Source organism: Pseudomonas sp. BF-R-19 (assembly GCF_019956445.1).
In the GTDB taxonomy this organism is placed as follows: domain Bacteria; phylum Pseudomonadota; class Gammaproteobacteria; order Pseudomonadales; family Pseudomonadaceae; genus Aquipseudomonas; species Aquipseudomonas fluorescens_BH.
The window spans coordinates 24,570-40,638 of sequence record NZ_JAHBDN010000032.1 but is presented as its reverse complement, the minus strand read 5'-3'; the positions used below and the strand labels follow the sequence as shown (position 1 = coordinate 40,638).

Sequence of the window (16,069 nt, the reverse complement as noted above, 5' to 3'; positions counted from 1 at the left end):
CCCTCTGAAAACGCCCCGACTGGTTCGGGGCGTTTTTTTTGTTTGTAGACTTTTTGTAGCCATTTGTAGCAATTACCTTCATTCCCTATCCGTTTACGGCTAGTCTGCGGACATCTGCAACGCCGCCACCCGCAATTCAAACAAGAGCCGGCTATGACTGATTTGTCTACATCCCCAGGTTCTGCACACGTTGCTGTCGCGACACTCGACGGGCGCTTCTTCCGCCCGCCGTTGCCCGACGGCCATGTGCTGCGTCCACGCTTGTGCGAGCGCCTGAGTGCCGGGCTCGGTGGCAGGTTATTGCTGGTCAGCGCACCGGCAGGGTTCGGCAAGAGTTCGTTGGCGGTGGAGTTTTGTCAGGGATTGCCGGCGCACTGGCAAAGTCTCTGGCTGGGGTTGAGCCCGCGCGACAGTGACCCTGGGCGTTTTCTCGAGCGCCTGCTGGAAGGCCTCCAGGACTATTTTCCGCACCTGGGCAGGCAATCCCTCGGGCTGTTGAAAATGCGCCAGCGCCATCAGCCGTTCGCGTTTGAAGAATGGCTGGACGGCCTGCTCGACGAATTGGCCGAGCACCTGTCCACCGCGACACCATTGCTGCTGGTGCTGGATGATTACCATCTGGCCCAGGGGCCGGTGCTGGACCGTTGCCTGCAATTTTTCCTCAATCATCTCCCCGATGGCTTGCTGGTGATGGTCACCAGTCGCCAGCGTCCCGACTGGCACCTGGCGCGGCTGCGGCTATCGCGACAATTGCTTGAGTTGCATGAACAGGATCTGCGCCTGACTCATGACGAGGCCTTGAGTCTGCTCGATCGGCACGCCAGCTCCTTGCGCGGTGAGGCACTGGAAAACCTGATCCAGCGCAGTGAAGGCTGGGTCGCGGGGTTACGCTTCTGGCTGCTGGCCGCCTCGGAGGCGGGCACCGATGGCGCGCTGCCGCAATCGTTGCACGGCGGGGAAGGGCTGATCCGCGATTACCTGCTAGAAGAGGTCATCGATTGCCTGCCCGCCGAGGTCCAGTCGTTCCTCTATGACACGGCGCCCCAGGAACGTTTTTGCAGCGAACTGTGCGACGCCGTTCGCGACGCTCATGACAGCGGAGAGATCCTGCGCTTTTTGCTCGCCCACCAAGTGTTCCTGGTGCCGCTGGACGAACATGGCCATTGGTATCGTTACCACCATCTGTTTTCCGATCTGTTGCGCACGCGGCCGACTTCCCAGTCGATAGTGCCGGCCGCCAGCCTGCACCTGCGTGCCTGCCGCTGGTTCAATGCCCAGGGGTTGCTCGATGAGGCCGTGGAGCAGGCCTTGCGTGCCGGTCACCTGGACGTCGCGGCGAACCTGGTGCAGAACCTCTCCGAAGAGCAACTGCTGGCCGAGCAGAATGTCGGCATGTTGCTGCGCTGGAAAATGGACTTGCCTGACAGCTTGCTGATCAGCACGCCGCGACTGATCGTGCTCTATAGCTGGGCGCTGGGGATGGCGTGCCAACTGGATGCCGCGGAAGAACTGGCCAGCCATTTGAGCCGTTTCCTGCCTGCTCCGTCGGCCACCGCACAAAAGTCGATGCTCGCTCAATGGCTGGCGTTGAGTGGCATCATTGCCCGTGGGCGCGGCGACCGCGAACTGACGCTGCGGTATTGCGGCGAAGCGTTGGAGAGTCTTCCGTCCAAGCGTTACGGCCAGCGGCTGATGTGCCTCTCGACCCTGTCCAACCTGGCCATTGCCGACGGTGATTTGTGGCGGGCACGAGGGCTTAACCGCGAATCGCTGGAACTGGCGCAACGGGTCGGCAACCCCTTGTTCGAAGCACTGGCGCACTACGACCGCGCCCGGGTGCTGCAAGCTCGCGGGGAAGTCTGTCGGGCGCTGGAAGAGGTCCGTCAGGGTATGCAGCGCCTGCAGAGCTTGCCTGCGCAACGGCTGTATGCGGTTCGCGCCCGGCTGACCTTGTACGAAGGTTTTTTGCTGGCCCTGCGCATGCAACCGCAAGCGGCGCGGGCGCGATTGCAGGCCGGTTTGAGCGAGGCGCGGGCCTGCCGTGACATCAGCGTGCTGATCGGACACTGCGTGATTGCCAGGCTGGAAGGCAGCAGCGGCGAGTTCGCCAAAGCCTTTGCCGAACTGGCTGAAGCCGAACGGCTCATGCATATCTGGGACGTGCCGCCGATCTACTACCTGGCCATGATCACCCTGGTCAAATGTGAACTCTGGCTGGCCCAGGGGCGCACCGATCTGGCCGAAGCCTGGCTGGCGCGCCTGGGGCAGACCTATAACGGCGAAAACGGGGCGGCACCACCGGAATTCCACCCGCAATTGCCGCTGCATGTCGAATTGCAACAAGCCTTGCTCGACGTCATCCAGGGCCAACCGATGCTGGCCGAAGGGCGTTTGAATGCGCTGCTCGAACATGGCCAGCAAAGCGGTCGGCAGATGCTCAGTGCCATGGCGCTGACCCAGAAAGTGGCGTTGTTGCTGGGCAACGGACGGGAACCGGAAGCACGCAAGGCTCTGGCCCAGGCGCTGGACGCCGCCAGTGGAGGGGTGTTGCAACCCTTTGAGGGCTTGCTGGCCGAGCACCCGGACTGGCTGCGTGGGCAGCTTCAAAACTGTCCGCCAACCCCCGTTTCCCTGAGCCTCAGTGAAAAACTGCCGACATTGGCTGCCCGTCCCGGGCTGGAGTCCTGCGCGGCCGCGGAGCAGCTCAGCACGCGGGAAATGGCGGTCCTGCGATTGATCGCCCAGGGCTGTTCGAACCAGGAAATCAGCGATCAGCTGTTTATTTCCCTGCACACGGTCAAGACCCACGCCAGCCACATCAACAGCAAGCTCGGGGTCGAGCGGCGTACGCAGGCGGTGGCGCGGGCCAAGGAGTTGGGGGTGCTTGGTTAAGGATTTTTCATGTTACCCATCGCGGCCATTGGCTCGCGGCTCAATTGTGCGAAAATCGCTCGTCCCCGTTTATCGAGCAGGCCCCGATGTTCCAGCAACCCACCCTCATCCGCGAAACCTTCCCCGTCGGCCCGTTACAGTGCAACTGCACGATCATCGGTGATCCGGTGACGAAAAAGGCCATTGTCGTCGATCCGGGTGGCAATCATGAACTGATCCTGGCGCGGCTCGACGCCTTGGGGCTGAAAGTGGTCAGCATCATTCACACCCATGCGCACCTCGATCATTTCCTGGCTTCCGGCCAACTCAAGGAGAAAACCGGCGCGACGCTGCACCTGCACAAGGAAGACCAGTTTCTGTGGGACAACCTGGAAATGCAGTGCCAGATGTTCGGCGTTCCTTATACCCCGGTGCCGTCCCCGGATCGCTGGCTGGCCGATGATGAAGAACTGGCCTGCGGCTGTGGCGTGGCGCTGCACACGCCGGGTCATACGCCGGGCTCCATGAGCTTTTGGTTTTCCGAGGCCAAGCTGCTGATTGCCGGTGATACGCTGTTTCGTCGCGGCGTCGGACGCACGGATTTGTGGGGCGGCGACCAGGCGACCATCGTGCGCTCGATCAAGCAGCGGCTGTACACCCTCGACGAAGACGCGACCGTGGTGACCGGGCATGGTCCGGATACCCGTCTGGGTGACGAAATGCGCGAGAACCCCTTTGTTCGGGGCTGATTTGTAACATTCGGAATTTTTACCCGTTAACATGATCCAACGCCCGCAAAGGCTGATGCCTTGGCCCGTTGCACCACAGAATGCAAAAAAAGTAGGAGCTTTACATGTTCACCACGCGTCGTTTGATTATTCTCGCTACGGCTGTGGCCGTTTTGTCCGGTTGTGCCTCGCCTAACCCATACGGCGGTCAGGGCCAGGCTCAGGGCCAGACGGATAGCGGCTCCGAAGGCATGAGCAAGACCGCGAAATACGGTGGCCTCGGCGCTCTGGCCGGTGCGCTGGCCGGAGCTGCGATCAACCACGATAACCGTGGCAAGGGCGCACTGATCGGTGCTGCGGTGGTCGGTGCTTCCGCCGCCGGTTACGGCTACTACGCCGATCAGCAAGAGAAAAAGCTGCGCGCCAGCATGGCCAACACCGGTGTTGAAGTGCAGCGCCAGGGTGACCAGATCAAGCTGATCATGCCGGGCAACATCACGTTCGCTACCGATTCGGCGAACATTGCCCCAGGTTTCTATCAGCCGCTGAACAACCTGGCGGGCTCGCTGAAAGAGTTTAGCCAGAACCAGATCGAGATCGTCGGCTATACCGACAGCACCGGCAGCCGCCAGCACAACATGGACCTGTCCCAGCGTCGTGCCCAGAGCGTGGCAACCTACCTGACCTCGCAAGGTGTCAGCGGTGCCAACCTGAGTGCTCGCGGCGCCGGTCCGGATAGCCCGGTTGCCAGCAACGGCGACGTCAATGGTCGTGCGCAGAACCGCCGTGTAGAGGTCAACCTCAAGGCGATTCCGGGTCAGCAGTATGGTGCCCAGCAGCAAGGTCAGGTTCAGCAGTACCCTTGATCGTCTGATTGAACCCCAGGCGTAAAAAAGCCCGCCCGATCCTCTACAGATCGGGCGGGCTTTTTTGTATCGTCAGTTCTGGCCCCATCGCGGGCTTGCCCGCGATGGGGCCAGTGTGGGCACCGGAGATACAGGATCAGAAACAAAAAAGCCCTCGGACAATCACGTGTCCGGGGGCTTTTTGCAATGCGCGAAAGCTGATTACTTCTTCAGTCCATAATGCTCATCGAGCATGCCCGGCGCGTTCGGGGCTTTCGGTGCGTAGTCGCGCGGCGGCTCCTGATCGCGCGGTGGCGTCAGGCGCTCACGGGGTGCCTGCGCCGCGTCGGCGTGCAGGGAGGCCAGCAGGCGTTGGCGAGTCTGTTCGTCCAGGGCCAGGCGGTTGGCGCCCTCGGCGAGATGGTCCTGCACTTCCTGATAGCTCTGAGTCAGTTTCTTGACCAGTGTCGCGGTGCTGTTGAAGTGGGTCACCACCTCGTTCTGATAACTGTCGAAACGTTCCTGAATATCGTCCAGCTGACGCTGCGTGCGGCTGGGCGCGGCGTTCGGTGCAACGCGAGCGATCAGGAACCCAATGGCGACACCCACAACCAGGGCAAGAGTCGGTAACAACCAAACTAAGAGCGAGTGTTCCACGAGTCCTTCCTCTATAAACGGCTTTGCTTTACGTTAACGGCTCGAACCTGCGCTGTATACCGCGATTCACTCGCAATAGACAGCCACAGACAATTTGCTAGACGAGTCGACCTGATCCGAGGTCACGGAGTTCCTTCCTTGCTTATGCGTGAAACCCCTGTAGTGATTGATGGCCCGGTGGGTCAACTGGAAGCACTGTACCTGGACAACGAGCAGTCGCGCGGCCTGGCGCTCATCTGTCATCCGAACCCGGTGCAGGGCGGCACCATGCTCAACAAAGTGGTCTCGACCCTGCAGCGCACCGCGCGTGATGCCGGACTGATCACCTTGCGCTTCAACTACCGTGGTGTCGGCGCCAGCGAAGGCACCCACGACATGGGCACCGGTGAAGTCGATGATGCCCAGGCTGTCGCCGAATGGTTTCGTGCCAGACACCCGCAATTGCCGCTGACCCTGTTCGGTTTCTCCTTCGGTGGATTTGTTGCAGCAAGTCTCGGCGGGCGCCTTGAGGCCAAGGGCGAGCAAATCAAGCACCTGTTCATGGTCGCGCCGGCGGTCATGCGCCTGGGCGATCAGGATCAGCTGCCGCAACAGGGCGAACTGACACTGATCCAGCCTGAAACCGACGAAGTGATCGATCCACAAGTCGTTTACCAATGGTCCGACAAGCTCGAACGCCCCCATGAGCTCCTGAAAGTGGCAGAATGCGGACACTTTTTTCATGGCAAGTTGACCGATCTCAAGGATCTGATCCTGCCGCGTCTCTCGAATTGATTGCAGTCTGACAAGCGATTACCCATGACGACTCGTACCCGTATCCTCACCGGCATCACCACCACCGGCACGCCGCACCTGGGCAACTACGCTGGCGCCATCCGCCCGGCGATCGTCGCCAGCCGTGACAGCAATGCCGATTCGTTCTACTTCCTGGCCGACTACCACGCCCTGATCAAGTGCGATGACCCGCTGCGCATCCAGCGCTCGCGTCTAGAAATCGCCGCGACCTGGCTGGCCGGTGGCCTGGATGTCGAGCGCGTGACGTTCTACCGCCAGTCCGATATCCCGGAAATCCCTGAGCTGACCTGGCTGCTGACCTGCGTCGCCGCCAAGGGCCTGCTCAATCGCGCCCACGCCTACAAGGCTTCGGTGGACAAGAACGTCGAGACCGGTGAAGACCCGGACGCCGGCATCACCATGGGCCTGTACAGCTACCCGGTACTGATGGCCGCGGACATCCTGATGTTCAATGCACACAAGGTGCCGGTCGGTCGTGACCAGATCCAGCACGTGGAAATGGCGCGGGACATCGGCCAGCGCTTCAACCACCTGTTTGGCCAGGGCAAAGAGTTCTTCACCATGCCCGAGGCGTTGATCGAAGAGAGCGTCGCCACGTTGCCGGGCCTGGATGGCCGCAAGATGTCGAAGAGCTACGACAACACCATCCCGTTGTTCAGCAGCGCCAAAGAAATGAAGGACGCGATTTCGCGGATCGTCACCGACTCCCGGGCGCCAGGTGAAGCCAAGGATCCGGACAATTCGCATCTGTTCACCCTGTTCCAGGCGTTCGCCACCCCGGCGCAGGCCGACGAGTTCCGCAGCGAACTGTTGCAAGGCCTGGGTTGGGGTGAGGCGAAGAATCGTCTGTTCCAGTTGCTCGACAACGAACTGGGCGAATCCCGCGAGCGTTATAACCAGCTGATCGAGCGCCCGGCGGATCTGGAAGACATCCTGCAACACGGCGCGAAAAAGGCCCGTTCGGTAGCGACACCCTTCCTCAACGAACTGCGTGAAGCGGTGGGCCTGCGCTCTTTCGTTGCCCAGACTCAAGTGGCGGCGACCACCAAGAAGAAGGCCGTGAAGGCTGCGCGTTTTGTCAGCTTCCGTGAAGACGACGGCAGCTTCCGCTTCCGTCTGCTGGCGGCCGATGGCGAACAACTGCTGCTGTCGCGCAACTTCGCCGACGGTAAAACTGCTGGGCAGGTGACCAAGCAACTGCAAGCGGGCCAGGATCTGGACGTGCGCAGTGAAGACCTGGGCTTCAGCATCTGGCTGGAAGGCGAGTGCGTTGCCGACAGCCCGGCCTTCGCCGACAGCGCCGCGCGCGACGCGGCTATCGAAGCCTTGCGCATCGCCCTGACGCCGGTTCAGGAATAAACAACGGTTCGGCCCGACCAAGGGCCGATTGCCATTCCTCGGGGCCGTCGCTACAGTGTCGGCCCGTTTTTGTTGCCTTGCTAACGAATTATGACGCCCCTAGAACGATATCAAGCTGATCTGAAACGCCCGGAATTCTTCCATGACGCCGCACAGGAAACTGCCGTGCGTCATTTGCAGCGCCTGTACGACGACCTGGTCGCGGCCGAGCAAAACAAGCCGGGCCTGCTGGGCAAGTTGTTTGGCAAGAAAGATCAGACCCCGGTCAAGGGCCTGTATTTCTGGGGCGGCGTAGGTCGCGGCAAGACTTACCTGGTGGACACCTTCTTCGAAGCGCTGCCCTTCAAGGAAAAGACCCGTACACACTTCCACCGCTTTATGAAGCGCGTGCACGAAGAGATGAAAACCCTGGGCGGTGAGAAAAACCCGCTGACCATCATCGCCAAGCGCTTCGCCACCGAAGCCCGGGTCATCTGCTTCGATGAATTCTTCGTTTCCGACATCACCGACGCCATGATCCTTGGCACCCTGATGGAAGAACTGTTCAAGAACGGCGTGACCCTGGTCGCGACTTCGAACATCGTGCCGGACGGCCTGTACAAGGACGGCCTGCAACGCGCGCGTTTCCTGCCGGCCATTGCGCTGATCAAGCAGAATACCGAGATCGTCAACGTGGACAGCGGCGTCGACTATCGTCTGCGTCACCTCGAACAAGCCGAGCTGTTCCACTATCCGCTCGACGAAGCCGCCAACGAAAGCCTGCGCAAGAGCTTCCGTGCGCTGACACCGGAATGCACGGCAGCAGTCGAAAACGACGTGCTGATGATCGAGAACCGTGAAATTCGTGCCCTGCGCACCTGCGATGACGTGGCCTGGTTCAACTTCCGCGAACTTTGCGACGGCCCGCGCAGCCAGAACGACTACATCGAACTGGGCAAGATCTTCCACGCCGTGCTGCTCAGCGATGTCGAGCAGATGAGCGTCACCACCGACGACATCGCCCGACGCTTCATCAACATGGTCGACGAGTTCTACGACCGTAACGTGAAGTTGATCATCTCCGCCGAAGTCGAGCTTAAAGACCTGTACACAGGTGGCCGCCTGAACTTCGAGTTCCAGCGTACCCTCAGCCGACTGCTGGAAATGCAATCCCACGAATTCCTGGCCCGGGCGCACAAGCCGTAGGACGATTCGGAAAATAAAAAAAGGCCTGCGATTGCAGGCCTTTTTTTGTGCGCTGACGAAACCTGACAGATTCTTCGCAACTCCGTGTGGGAGCGGGCTTGCTCGCGAAGGCGTCGTGACAGTTGATACTCTTTTTGCTGACACTCCGCTTTCGCGAGCAAGCCCGCTCCCACATGGGAAAATTGTTGGGCTGAGACCTACGCCGCCTGCTGAAACTGCTGCCGATACTGGTTTGGCGACAACTCCGTGTGCTGGCGGAACAACCGGGCGAAGAAGCTCGCATCGTCGTAACCGACTTCGTAACTGATGGTTTTGATGCTCTTGCGGCTGCCGGACAGCAGGCCCTTGGCGGTTTCGATGCGCAGGCGTTGCAGGTAATGCAATGGCTTGTCGCCGGTGGCGGTCTGGAAGCGGCGCATGAAGTTGCGGATGCTCATGCCGTGTTCGCGGGCGACGTCCTCGAAACGGAACTTGTCGGCGAAGTGTTCTTCGAGCCAGTGCTGGATCTGCAGGATGATCACGTCCTGGTGCAGCTTCTGCCCGCCGAATCCAATCCGTCCCGGTGAATAGCTGCGCTGCACTTCATACAGAATGTCCCGCGCCACGGCCTGGGACACATTGGCGCCGCAGAAGCGCTCGATCAGGTAAATGTACAGATCGCAGGCCGAGGTGGTGCCGCCGGCGCAGTAAAGGTTGTCGGCGTCGGTCAGGTGCTTGTCCTGATTGAGCTGGACCTGGGGGAAGCGTTCAGCGAAGGCATTGAAGAAGCGCCAGTAGGTGGTTGCTTCCTTGCCATTGAGCAACCCGGCTTCAGCCAGCCAGAAAACACCGGTGGCCTCGCCGCACAGTACGGCGCCGCGCGCATGTTGCTGGCGCAGCCAGGGCAGGACTTGGGGGTAACGTTTGCAGAGGCTGTCGAAATCGTCCCAGAACGCGGGAAGAATGATGATGTCGGCGTTTTCCAGCCCGCCATCCACCGGAATCATCACATCGCTGAAGGTGTTGACCGGTTTGCCATCGGGGCTGACCAGACGGGTTTCGAACGCCGGTGTCAGGCCCTGGCCCAGCTGTTTGCCGTAGCGCAGGCTGGCGAGGTGGAAGAAATCCTTGGCTTGCATGAGGGTGGAAGCGAAAACCCGGTCGATGGCCAGGATGCTGACGCGCCGCAGGGGCGTGGAGGCTTGGTTAGACATAATTCAACTTTATTTTTATAGGGGGAAGTGGTCACCAGACGGCTGGATCGTCTTATTTTTTGTCGGATGTGTCCAGTGTCCTGTATCGGAAGCGAGGCATAGTCTCTGAAGGTCAACTCCTTCTAAAAACAAAGAAAAGGTGCCGCATGATCCCCAGAACCCTGTTCAGTTCCGAGCACGAGCTTTTCCGCGACAGCGTGCGGACGTTTCTCGAAAAAGAGGCGGTGCCGTTCCACGGGCAATGGGAAAAACAAGGCTATATCGACCGCAAACTGTGGAACAAGGCGGGGGAGGCGGGGATGCTTTGCTCGCACTTGCCGGAAGAGTATGGCGGCCTGGGGGCGGACTTTCTCTACAGTGCGGTGGTGATCGAAGAAGTGGGGCGACTGGGCCTGACCGGCATCGGTTTTTCCCTGCACTCGGACATCGTGGCGCCCTACATCCTGCATTACGGCAGTGAGGCGCTGAAGCATAAATACCTGCCGAAACTGGTGTCCGGCGAGATGGTTACCGCGATCGCCATGACCGAACCGGGCGCCGGTTCCGATTTGCAGGGGGTGAAAACCACGGCCGTGCTCGATGGCGATGAGTACGTGATCAACGGCTCCAAGACTTTTATCACCAACGGCTACCTGGCCGATCTGGTGATCGTCGTCGCCAAGACCGATCCGAAGGCCGGCGCGAAGGGCACCAGTCTGTTTCTGGTGGAAGCCGAGACGCCGGGGTTCGACAAGGGCAAGCGCCTGGAGAAGGTCGGGATGAAAGCCCAGGACACCTCGGAGCTGTTCTTCCAGGACGTGCGTGTGCCCAAGGAAAACCTGCTGGGCCAGGCCGGGATGGGCTTTGCCTACCTGATGCAGGAGTTGCCTCAGGAGCGGCTCTCGGTGGCCATTGGCGGGCTGGCTTCAGCGGAAGCGGCGCTGCAATGGACGCTGGACTACACCCGCGAGCGCAAGGCGTTCGGCAAGTCGATCGCGGATTTCCAGAATACCCGGTTCAAGCTGGCGGAGATGGCCACGGAAATCCAGATCGGCCGGGTCTTCGTCGACCGCTGCCTGGAACTGCACCTGCAAGGCAAGCTCGACGTGCCGACGGCGGCGATGGCCAAGTACTGGGGCGCCGACCTGCAGTGCAAGGTGCTTGACGAGTGTGTGCAGTTGCACGGTGGCTACGGGTTCATGTGGGAGTACCCGATCGCGCGGGCATGGGCGGATGCGCGGGTGCAGCGGATCTATGCCGGCACCAATGAGATCATGAAGGAGATCATCGCCAGATCATTGTAGGAGCGAGCTAGCTCCGGGCGGCGTTCCGACGATGGTCGTTAACGATAACGTTGAAAACCTGACACCCAACGGTGTGCTCAGGTTTTTCGCGAGCAAGCTCGCTCCTACAAGTGGGGGGTTACGGCGCCGGATTCGGATGATCCTTGTGAATCGCCTCGATCCCTTCCAGTACCTCCTCCGACAATTTCAGATCAAAACTGGCGATGTTGCTCTCCAGTTGCTCCATCGTCGTCGCGCCAATGATGTTGCTGGTCACGAATGGCTGCTGCGTCACGAACGCCAGGGCCATTTGCGCCGGGTCCAGGCCGTGCTCGCGAGCCAGGGCCACGTAACGGCTGCAGGCAGCTTCCGACTGCGGGTTGAAATAGCGGCTGAAGCGGCTGTAGAGGCTCAGGCGACCTTTTGGCGGGCGGGCGCCACCTTCGTACTTGCCCGACAGGAAGCCGAACGCCAGCGGCGAGTAGGCGAGCAGGCCGCATTGCTCGCGGATGGCGATTTCCGCCAGGCCGACTTCGAAGCTGCGGTTGAGCAGGTTGTACGGGTTCTGGATCGACACGGCGCGCGGCCAGCCTCGGGCTTCGGCCAGGGCCAGGAAGCGCATGGTGCCCCAAGGCGTCTCGTTGGACAGACCGATGTGGCGGATCTTGCCGGCGCGGACCTGCTCGTCCAGCGCTTCGAGGGTGTCCTCCAGCGGAGTCAGGTTGGCTTCGATCTTGTGCTTGTAGCCCAGTTGCCCGAAGAAGTTGGTGCTGCGCTCCGGCCAGTGCAGTTGGTACAGGTCGATGTAGTCGGTCTGCAGGCGCTGGAGGCTGGCGTCCACCGCTTCGGTGATGTGCTGGCGGTTGTGGCGCAGGTTTTTGTCGCGGATGTAGTCGATGGTGTTGCCGGGGCCTGCGATCTTGCTGGCCAGGATCCAGTCGCCGCGGTCGCCGCGGCTTTTGAAGTAATTGCCGATGTAGCGCTCGGTGGTGGCGTAGGTTTCGGCCTTGGGCGGCACCGGGTACATCTCGGCGGTGTCGATGAAGTTGATCCCGGCACGCTTGGCCCGTTCAATCTGGGCGAAGGCGTCTGCCTCGCTGTTTTGCTCGCCCCAGGTCATGGTTCCGAGGCAGAGGGCACTCACGTTCAGATTGGTTCGGCCTAGCTGGCGATAGTCCATCGGGTGCTCCTTGGGCAAAACAATCATAAAAGCAGGTTGAATTATTTTTCGCAATCTGCATAATTGCGCACCTCTTTCTGCAGTGGAAGTGATGCGCCGCCGCCGAAGAATCTTGCCGTTGAACGGACGCGCCGACCCGAGCCCCCGAAAGCGTCTGTATCCGGCTGCCTTTGACTTGTCAAAGTACGCACTATTCAGTAAGATCCGCCGTCTAATTTACAGGGCGGCCCCTGAGGCTATAAAGAATGAAGACTTTTACTGCTAAACCGGAAACAGTAAAGCGCGACTGGTTTGTCGTCGACGCTGCTGGTCAGACCCTGGGTCGTCTGGCCACCGAAATCGCGAGCCGTCTGCGTGGCAAGCACAAGCCTGAGTACACTCCTCACGTTGACACCGGCGACTACATCGTCGTAATCAATGCTGAGCAGATCCGTGTTACCGGTGCTAAAACCACTGACAAAATGTACTACTCCCACTCCGGTTTCCCGGGCGGCATCAAGTCGATCAACTTTGAAAAGCTGATCGCCAAGGCCCCTGAGCGCGTGATCGAGACCGCGGTCAAAGGCATGCTGCCTAAGAACCCGCTGGGTCGCGACATGTACCGTAAGCTGAAAGTCTATGCGGGCGCTGCACACCCACATACTGCTCAGCAGCCCCAAGAACTGAAGTTTTAACGGAATAGTACATTATGTCGGCGACTCAAAATTACGGCACTGGCCGTCGCAAGACCGCAACCGCACGCGTTTTCCTGCGTCCGGGTACTGGTAACATCTCCATCAACAACCGTTCGCTGGATAATTTCTTCGGCCGTGAAACTGCCCGCATGGTAGTTCGTCAGCCGCTGGAATTGACTGAGACTGTCGAGAAGTTCGACATCTACGTCACCGTGATCGGCGGTGGTGTGAGTGGTCAGGCTGGCGCAATCCGCCACGGCATCACTCGTGCTCTGATGGACTACGACGAGACTCTGCGCAGCGCCCTGCGTAAAGCCGGCTTCGTAACCCGCGATGCTCGTGAAGTTGAACGTAAGAAAGTCGGTCTGCGTAAAGCGCGTAAGCGTCCGCAGTACTCGAAGCGTTAATTCGCTTTCACGTTCAAAAAAGAACGCCCAGTTTCCTCACGGAGCTGGGCGTTTTTTTGTGTCTGCGATTTATCAAAGAATTGCGCTGTGACAACTTGCCACATCCGCAGACGCCCTATACTACAAGGCTTGGGGGTGATGGGCTCGGGTAATTACCTTGTCAGAATTGGGGCTTTTCATTACCATTCGGCAAAATTTTTATAAGTACATAGTTTTACTTAGTAGATGCCTGATTTAACAGGCCACAAAGCTGATGGGAGAGGACTGAATGAGCAATGACGGCGTGAATGCAGGCCGGCGTCGCTTCTTGGTAGCAGCCACATCCGTGGTGGGTGCTGCAGGAGCGGTGGGGGCTGCGGTCCCGTTCGTGGGGTCATGGTTTCCCAGTGCCAAGGCGAAAGCCGCAGGTGCACCGGTGAAAGTGAATGTCAGCAAAATCGAGCCAGGCCAGCAGATGATTGCTGAGTGGCGCGGCCAGCCGGTGTTCATCGTCCGCCGTACACAGGAAATCCTGGGGAATCTGAAGAAGATCGAGGGCCAGCTCGCTGACCCGACCTCCAAGAACTCGACACAACCGACTTACGTTGATCCGGAAACCCGTTCGATCAAGCCTGAGGTCCTGCTGCTGATCGGTATCTGCACGCACCTGGGTTGCTCGCCGACCTTCCGTCCCGAAGTGGCACCTGCGGATCTGGGTAAAGACTGGGTAGGCGGCTATTTCTGCCCTTGCCACGGTTCCCACTACGATCTGGCTGGTCGCGTCTACAAGTCGCAGCCTGCGCCTTTGAACCTGCCAGTTCCCCCGCATTCCTATGAGACCGATGAAATTATTATCATTGGCGTCGATACGGAGAAAGCGTGATGAGCAAGTTCATGGATTGGGTTGATGCGCGCTTTCCCGCCACCAAGATGTGGGAAGACCATCTCAGCAAGTATTACGCTCCGAAGAACTTCAACTTCTTCTATTTCTTTGGTTCCCTGGCATTGCTCGTTCTGGTCAACCAGATCGTTACCGGTGTCTGGCTGACCATGAGCTACAACCCGTCGGCGGAAGAGGCGTTCGCTTCCGTCGAATACATCATGCGTGACGTCGAGTACGGCTCGATCCTGCGTCTGCTGCACTCCACCGGCGCTTCGGCGTTCTTCATCGTGGTCTATCTGCACATGTTCCGTGGCCTGCTCTACGGTTCGTACCAGAAACCGCGTGAGCTGGTGTGGGTCTTCGGCATGCTGATCTACCTGGCGCTGATGGCCGAAGCCTTCATGGGTTACCTGCTGCCGTGGGGCCAGATGTCGTACTGGGGGGCCCAGGTGATCATCTCGCTGTTCGGTGCGATCCCGGTCATTGGTAACGACCTGACCCAGTGGATTCGTGGTGACTACCTGATTTCCGGTATTACCCTGAACCGCTTCTTCGCCCTGCACGTGGTTGCTCTGCCGATCGTTATCCTGGGTCTGGTGGTGTTGCACATCCTGGCGTTGCACGAAGTCGGTTCGAACAACCCGGACGGTGTGGACATCAAGAAACACAAGGACGAAAACGGCATACCGCTGGACGGCATTGCCTTCCACCCGTACTACACCGTGAAAGATATCGTCGGCGTGGTGGTGTTCCTGTTCATCTTCTGCTCGATCGTGTTCTTCTTCCCGGAAATGGGCGGCTACTTCCTCGAAAAGCCGAACTTTGAAGTGGCGAACGCCTTCAAGACCCCAGAGCACATTGCTCCGGTCTGGTACTTCACCCCGTTCTACGCCATCTTGCGTGCGATTCCGGACAAGCTCCTGGGTGTGATCGCCATGGGCGCGGCCATTGCTGTGCTGTTCGTCCTGCCGTGGCTGGACCGTAGCCCGGTCAAGTCGATGCGCTACAAGGGCTGGCTGAGCAAGATCTGGCTCTGGGTGTTCTGCATCTCGTTCGTGATCCTGGGCGTGCTGGGTGTTCTGGCTCCGACTCCAGGCCGTACGCTGTTGTCGCAGGTATGTACCTTCCTGTACTTCGCCTACTTCATTCTGATGCCGTTCTACACCAGGCTCGAGAAGACCAAACCGGTTCCGGAAAGGGTGACTGGCTGATGAAAAAGCTATTTGCTGTATTGATGCTTGCTGCGCTGCCGGTGTTTGCTTTCGCAGCCGAACACGGTGGCCCCGAGCTGGAAAAAGTCGACATCGACGTTTCCGATAACGCAGCCATGCAGGACGGCGCACGTACGTTCGCCAACTACTGCATGGGTTGCCACAGTGCCAAGTTCCAACGCTATGAGCGTGTTGCCGACGACCTGGGCATTCCCCATGAGTTGATGCTGGAGAAGCTGGTGTTCACGGGTGCCAAGATCGGCGACCACATGAGCATCGGCATGCAACCAGCGGACGCCAAGGCCTGGTTTGGCGCAGCGCCGCCGGACCTGACCCTGGTTGCCCGTGTTCGCGGCACCGACTGGCTCTACGGTTACCTGAAGTCGTTCTACGAAGATCCTTCGCGCCCATGGGGCGTGAACAACAAGGTCTTCCCGAACGTGGGTATGCCTAACGTCCTGGCCGGCCTGCAAGGTCGCCAGGTGGTTGGTTGCAAACAGGTTCAGATCGTCGAAGACGGCAAGAAGCAATTTGATCCGTTGACTGGCACGCCATTGACTCATGAAGCGTGCGATCAACTGACCATCGTGCCGAAAAGCGGTGCTCTGACTGAAGAGCAGTTCGATGAGAAGGTCAAGAATCTGGTAACCTTCCTGGCTTACTCGGCTAACCCGGTTAAGCTGCAACATCAGCGCATCGGTACGTATGTATTGTTGTACCTGGCGTTCTTCTTCGTCTTCGCTTACCTGCTCAAGCGCGAATACTGGAAAGACGTGCACTGATAAAGCTTCAAGCTATTGCTGTTAATCGCGCGCGCCCAAGGGCGCCTCTGAAGATGTA

15 protein-coding genes are annotated in these 16,069 nt (G+C 59.5%); 12 read left to right on the top strand and 3 right to left on the bottom strand.

The genetic code is table 11. From position 1 onward, the window contains the following. Window positions 1-153: 153 nt before the first annotated feature. The 3 genes from KGB28_RS03745 to KGB28_RS03735 all read left to right on the top strand — a co-directional run bounded on the left by KGB28_RS03745 (window position 154) and on the right by KGB28_RS03735 (window position 4,465). Window positions 154-2,892, top strand: coding sequence for a LuxR C-terminal-related transcriptional regulator (locus tag KGB28_RS03745; protein WP_223442466.1), 2,739 nt, complete (start codon window positions 154-156; stop codon window positions 2,890-2,892). An 86-nt stretch (window positions 2,893-2,978) separates the two neighbouring features. Beyond that, a complete protein-coding gene (locus KGB28_RS03740) occupies window positions 2,979-3,620 on the top strand; it encodes an MBL fold metallo-hydrolase (protein ID WP_223442464.1) in 642 nt (213 codons plus the stop codon). 104 nt (window positions 3,621-3,724) lie between these two features. Further along, on the top strand, window positions 3,725-4,465 hold the full coding sequence (locus KGB28_RS03735; protein WP_223442462.1) for an OmpA family protein: 741 nt from the start codon (window positions 3,725-3,727) through the stop codon (window positions 4,463-4,465). A 201-nt stretch (window positions 4,466-4,666) separates the two neighbouring features. On the opposite strand, the gene KGB28_RS03730 is transcribed toward KGB28_RS03735, so the two are convergent. Next, a complete protein-coding gene (locus KGB28_RS03730; protein ID WP_007998221.1) occupies window positions 4,667-5,101 on the bottom strand; it encodes a YhcB family protein in 435 nt (144 codons plus the stop codon). Window positions 5,102-5,245: 144 nt separating this feature from the next. On the opposite strand from KGB28_RS03730, the gene KGB28_RS03725 reads away from it, so the two are divergent. The 3 genes from KGB28_RS03725 (at window position 5,246) to zapE (ending at window position 8,440) form a co-directional block, all read left to right on the top strand. Further along, window positions 5,246-5,875: an alpha/beta hydrolase gene (locus KGB28_RS03725; protein ID WP_223442461.1), complete on the top strand. Its 630-nt coding sequence runs from the start codon at window positions 5,246-5,248 to the stop codon at window positions 5,873-5,875. Window positions 5,876-5,899: 24 nt separating this feature from the next. Then, the gene (locus KGB28_RS03720) at window positions 5,900-7,255 is read left to right on the top strand and encodes a tryptophan--tRNA ligase (protein ID WP_223442459.1); all 1,356 of its coding nucleotides are present in this window, start codon (window positions 5,900-5,902) and stop codon (window positions 7,253-7,255) included. 90 nt (window positions 7,256-7,345) lie between these two features. Continuing rightward, complete coding sequence (gene zapE, locus KGB28_RS03715; protein WP_095943473.1) at window positions 7,346-8,440, top strand: cell division protein ZapE; 1,095 nt, start codon at window positions 7,346-7,348, stop codon at window positions 8,438-8,440. Between the two features lie 197 nt (window positions 8,441-8,637). On the opposite strand, the gene KGB28_RS03710 is transcribed toward zapE, so the two are convergent. After that, window positions 8,638-9,558 carry a GlxA family transcriptional regulator gene (locus tag KGB28_RS03710; RefSeq protein ID WP_172435333.1) on the bottom strand — a complete coding sequence of 307 codons (921 nt, stop codon included), beginning with the start codon at window positions 9,556-9,558 and terminating at the stop codon, window positions 8,638-8,640. A gap of 221 nt (window positions 9,559-9,779) precedes the next feature. Between KGB28_RS03710 and KGB28_RS03705 the strand changes: the two genes are divergently transcribed. Beyond that, window positions 9,780-10,916 carry an acyl-CoA dehydrogenase family protein gene (locus KGB28_RS03705; RefSeq protein ID WP_223442456.1) on the top strand — a complete coding sequence of 379 codons (1,137 nt, stop codon included), beginning with the start codon at window positions 9,780-9,782 and terminating at the stop codon, window positions 10,914-10,916. A gap of 118 nt (window positions 10,917-11,034) precedes the next feature. Here the strand turns inward: KGB28_RS03705 and KGB28_RS03700 are convergent, their stop codons facing one another. Continuing rightward, on the bottom strand, window positions 11,035-12,075 hold the full coding sequence (locus KGB28_RS03700; RefSeq protein WP_223442453.1) for an NADP(H)-dependent aldo-keto reductase: 1,041 nt from the start codon (window positions 12,073-12,075) through the stop codon (window positions 11,035-11,037). A gap of 245 nt (window positions 12,076-12,320) precedes the next feature. Here KGB28_RS03700 and rplM point away from each other — a divergent pair, with 245 nt between their 5' ends. The 5 genes from rplM (at window position 12,321) to KGB28_RS03675 (ending at window position 16,011) form a co-directional block, all read left to right on the top strand. Continuing rightward, window positions 12,321-12,749: a 50S ribosomal protein L13 gene (rplM, locus tag KGB28_RS03695; protein WP_007917032.1), complete on the top strand. Its 429-nt coding sequence runs from the start codon at window positions 12,321-12,323 to the stop codon at window positions 12,747-12,749. Window positions 12,750-12,763: 14 nt separating this feature from the next. Continuing rightward, entirely contained in the window at window positions 12,764-13,156 is a 393-nt protein-coding gene (gene rpsI / locus KGB28_RS03690; protein ID WP_003228056.1) for a 30S ribosomal protein S9, read from the top strand. Window positions 13,157-13,424: 268 nt separating this feature from the next. Further along, on the top strand, window positions 13,425-14,018 hold the full coding sequence (gene petA / locus KGB28_RS03685; RefSeq protein WP_046041913.1) for a ubiquinol-cytochrome c reductase iron-sulfur subunit: 594 nt from the start codon (window positions 13,425-13,427) through the stop codon (window positions 14,016-14,018). Then, window positions 14,018-15,229 carry a cytochrome b gene (locus tag KGB28_RS03680; RefSeq protein ID WP_150727963.1) on the top strand — a complete coding sequence of 404 codons (1,212 nt, stop codon included), beginning with the start codon at window positions 14,018-14,020 and terminating at the stop codon, window positions 15,227-15,229. The genes petA and KGB28_RS03680 overlap by 1 nt, the downstream gene beginning before the upstream one ends. Next, window positions 15,229-16,011, top strand: a complete 783-nt coding sequence (locus tag KGB28_RS03675; RefSeq protein ID WP_150727962.1) for a cytochrome c1 — start codon at window positions 15,229-15,231, stop codon at window positions 16,009-16,011. The genes KGB28_RS03680 and KGB28_RS03675 overlap by 1 nt, the downstream gene beginning before the upstream one ends. The last annotated feature ends 58 nt before the right edge of the window (window positions 16,012-16,069 follow it).

Coding starts and splice junctions, on each gene's coding strand:
- KGB28_RS03745 (WP_223442466.1), top strand. CDS start 154: ATGACTGATTTGTCTACATCCCCAGGTTCTGCACACGTTGCTGTCGCG.
- KGB28_RS03740 (WP_223442464.1), top strand. CDS start 2,979: ATGTTCCAGCAACCCACCCTCATCCGCGAAACCTTCCCCGTCGGCCCG.
- KGB28_RS03735 (WP_223442462.1), top strand. CDS start 3,725: ATGTTCACCACGCGTCGTTTGATTATTCTCGCTACGGCTGTGGCCGTT.
- KGB28_RS03725 (WP_223442461.1), top strand. CDS start 5,246: ATGCGTGAAACCCCTGTAGTGATTGATGGCCCGGTGGGTCAACTGGAA.
- KGB28_RS03720 (WP_223442459.1), top strand. CDS start 5,900: ATGACGACTCGTACCCGTATCCTCACCGGCATCACCACCACCGGCACG.
- zapE (WP_095943473.1), top strand. CDS start 7,346: ATGACGCCCCTAGAACGATATCAAGCTGATCTGAAACGCCCGGAATTC.
- KGB28_RS03710 (WP_172435333.1), bottom strand. CDS start 9,558: ATGCAAGCCAAGGATTTCTTCCACCTCGCCAGCCTGCGCTACGGCAAA.
- KGB28_RS03705 (WP_223442456.1), top strand. CDS start 9,780: ATGATCCCCAGAACCCTGTTCAGTTCCGAGCACGAGCTTTTCCGCGAC.
- KGB28_RS03700 (WP_223442453.1), bottom strand. CDS start 12,075: ATGGACTATCGCCAGCTAGGCCGAACCAATCTGAACGTGAGTGCCCTC.
- rplM (WP_007917032.1), top strand. CDS start 12,321: ATGAAGACTTTTACTGCTAAACCGGAAACAGTAAAGCGCGACTGGTTT.
- rpsI (WP_003228056.1), top strand. CDS start 12,764: ATGTCGGCGACTCAAAATTACGGCACTGGCCGTCGCAAGACCGCAACC.
- petA (WP_046041913.1), top strand. CDS start 13,425: ATGAGCAATGACGGCGTGAATGCAGGCCGGCGTCGCTTCTTGGTAGCA.
- KGB28_RS03680 (WP_150727963.1), top strand. CDS start 14,018: ATGAGCAAGTTCATGGATTGGGTTGATGCGCGCTTTCCCGCCACCAAG.
- KGB28_RS03675 (WP_150727962.1), top strand. CDS start 15,229: ATGAAAAAGCTATTTGCTGTATTGATGCTTGCTGCGCTGCCGGTGTTT.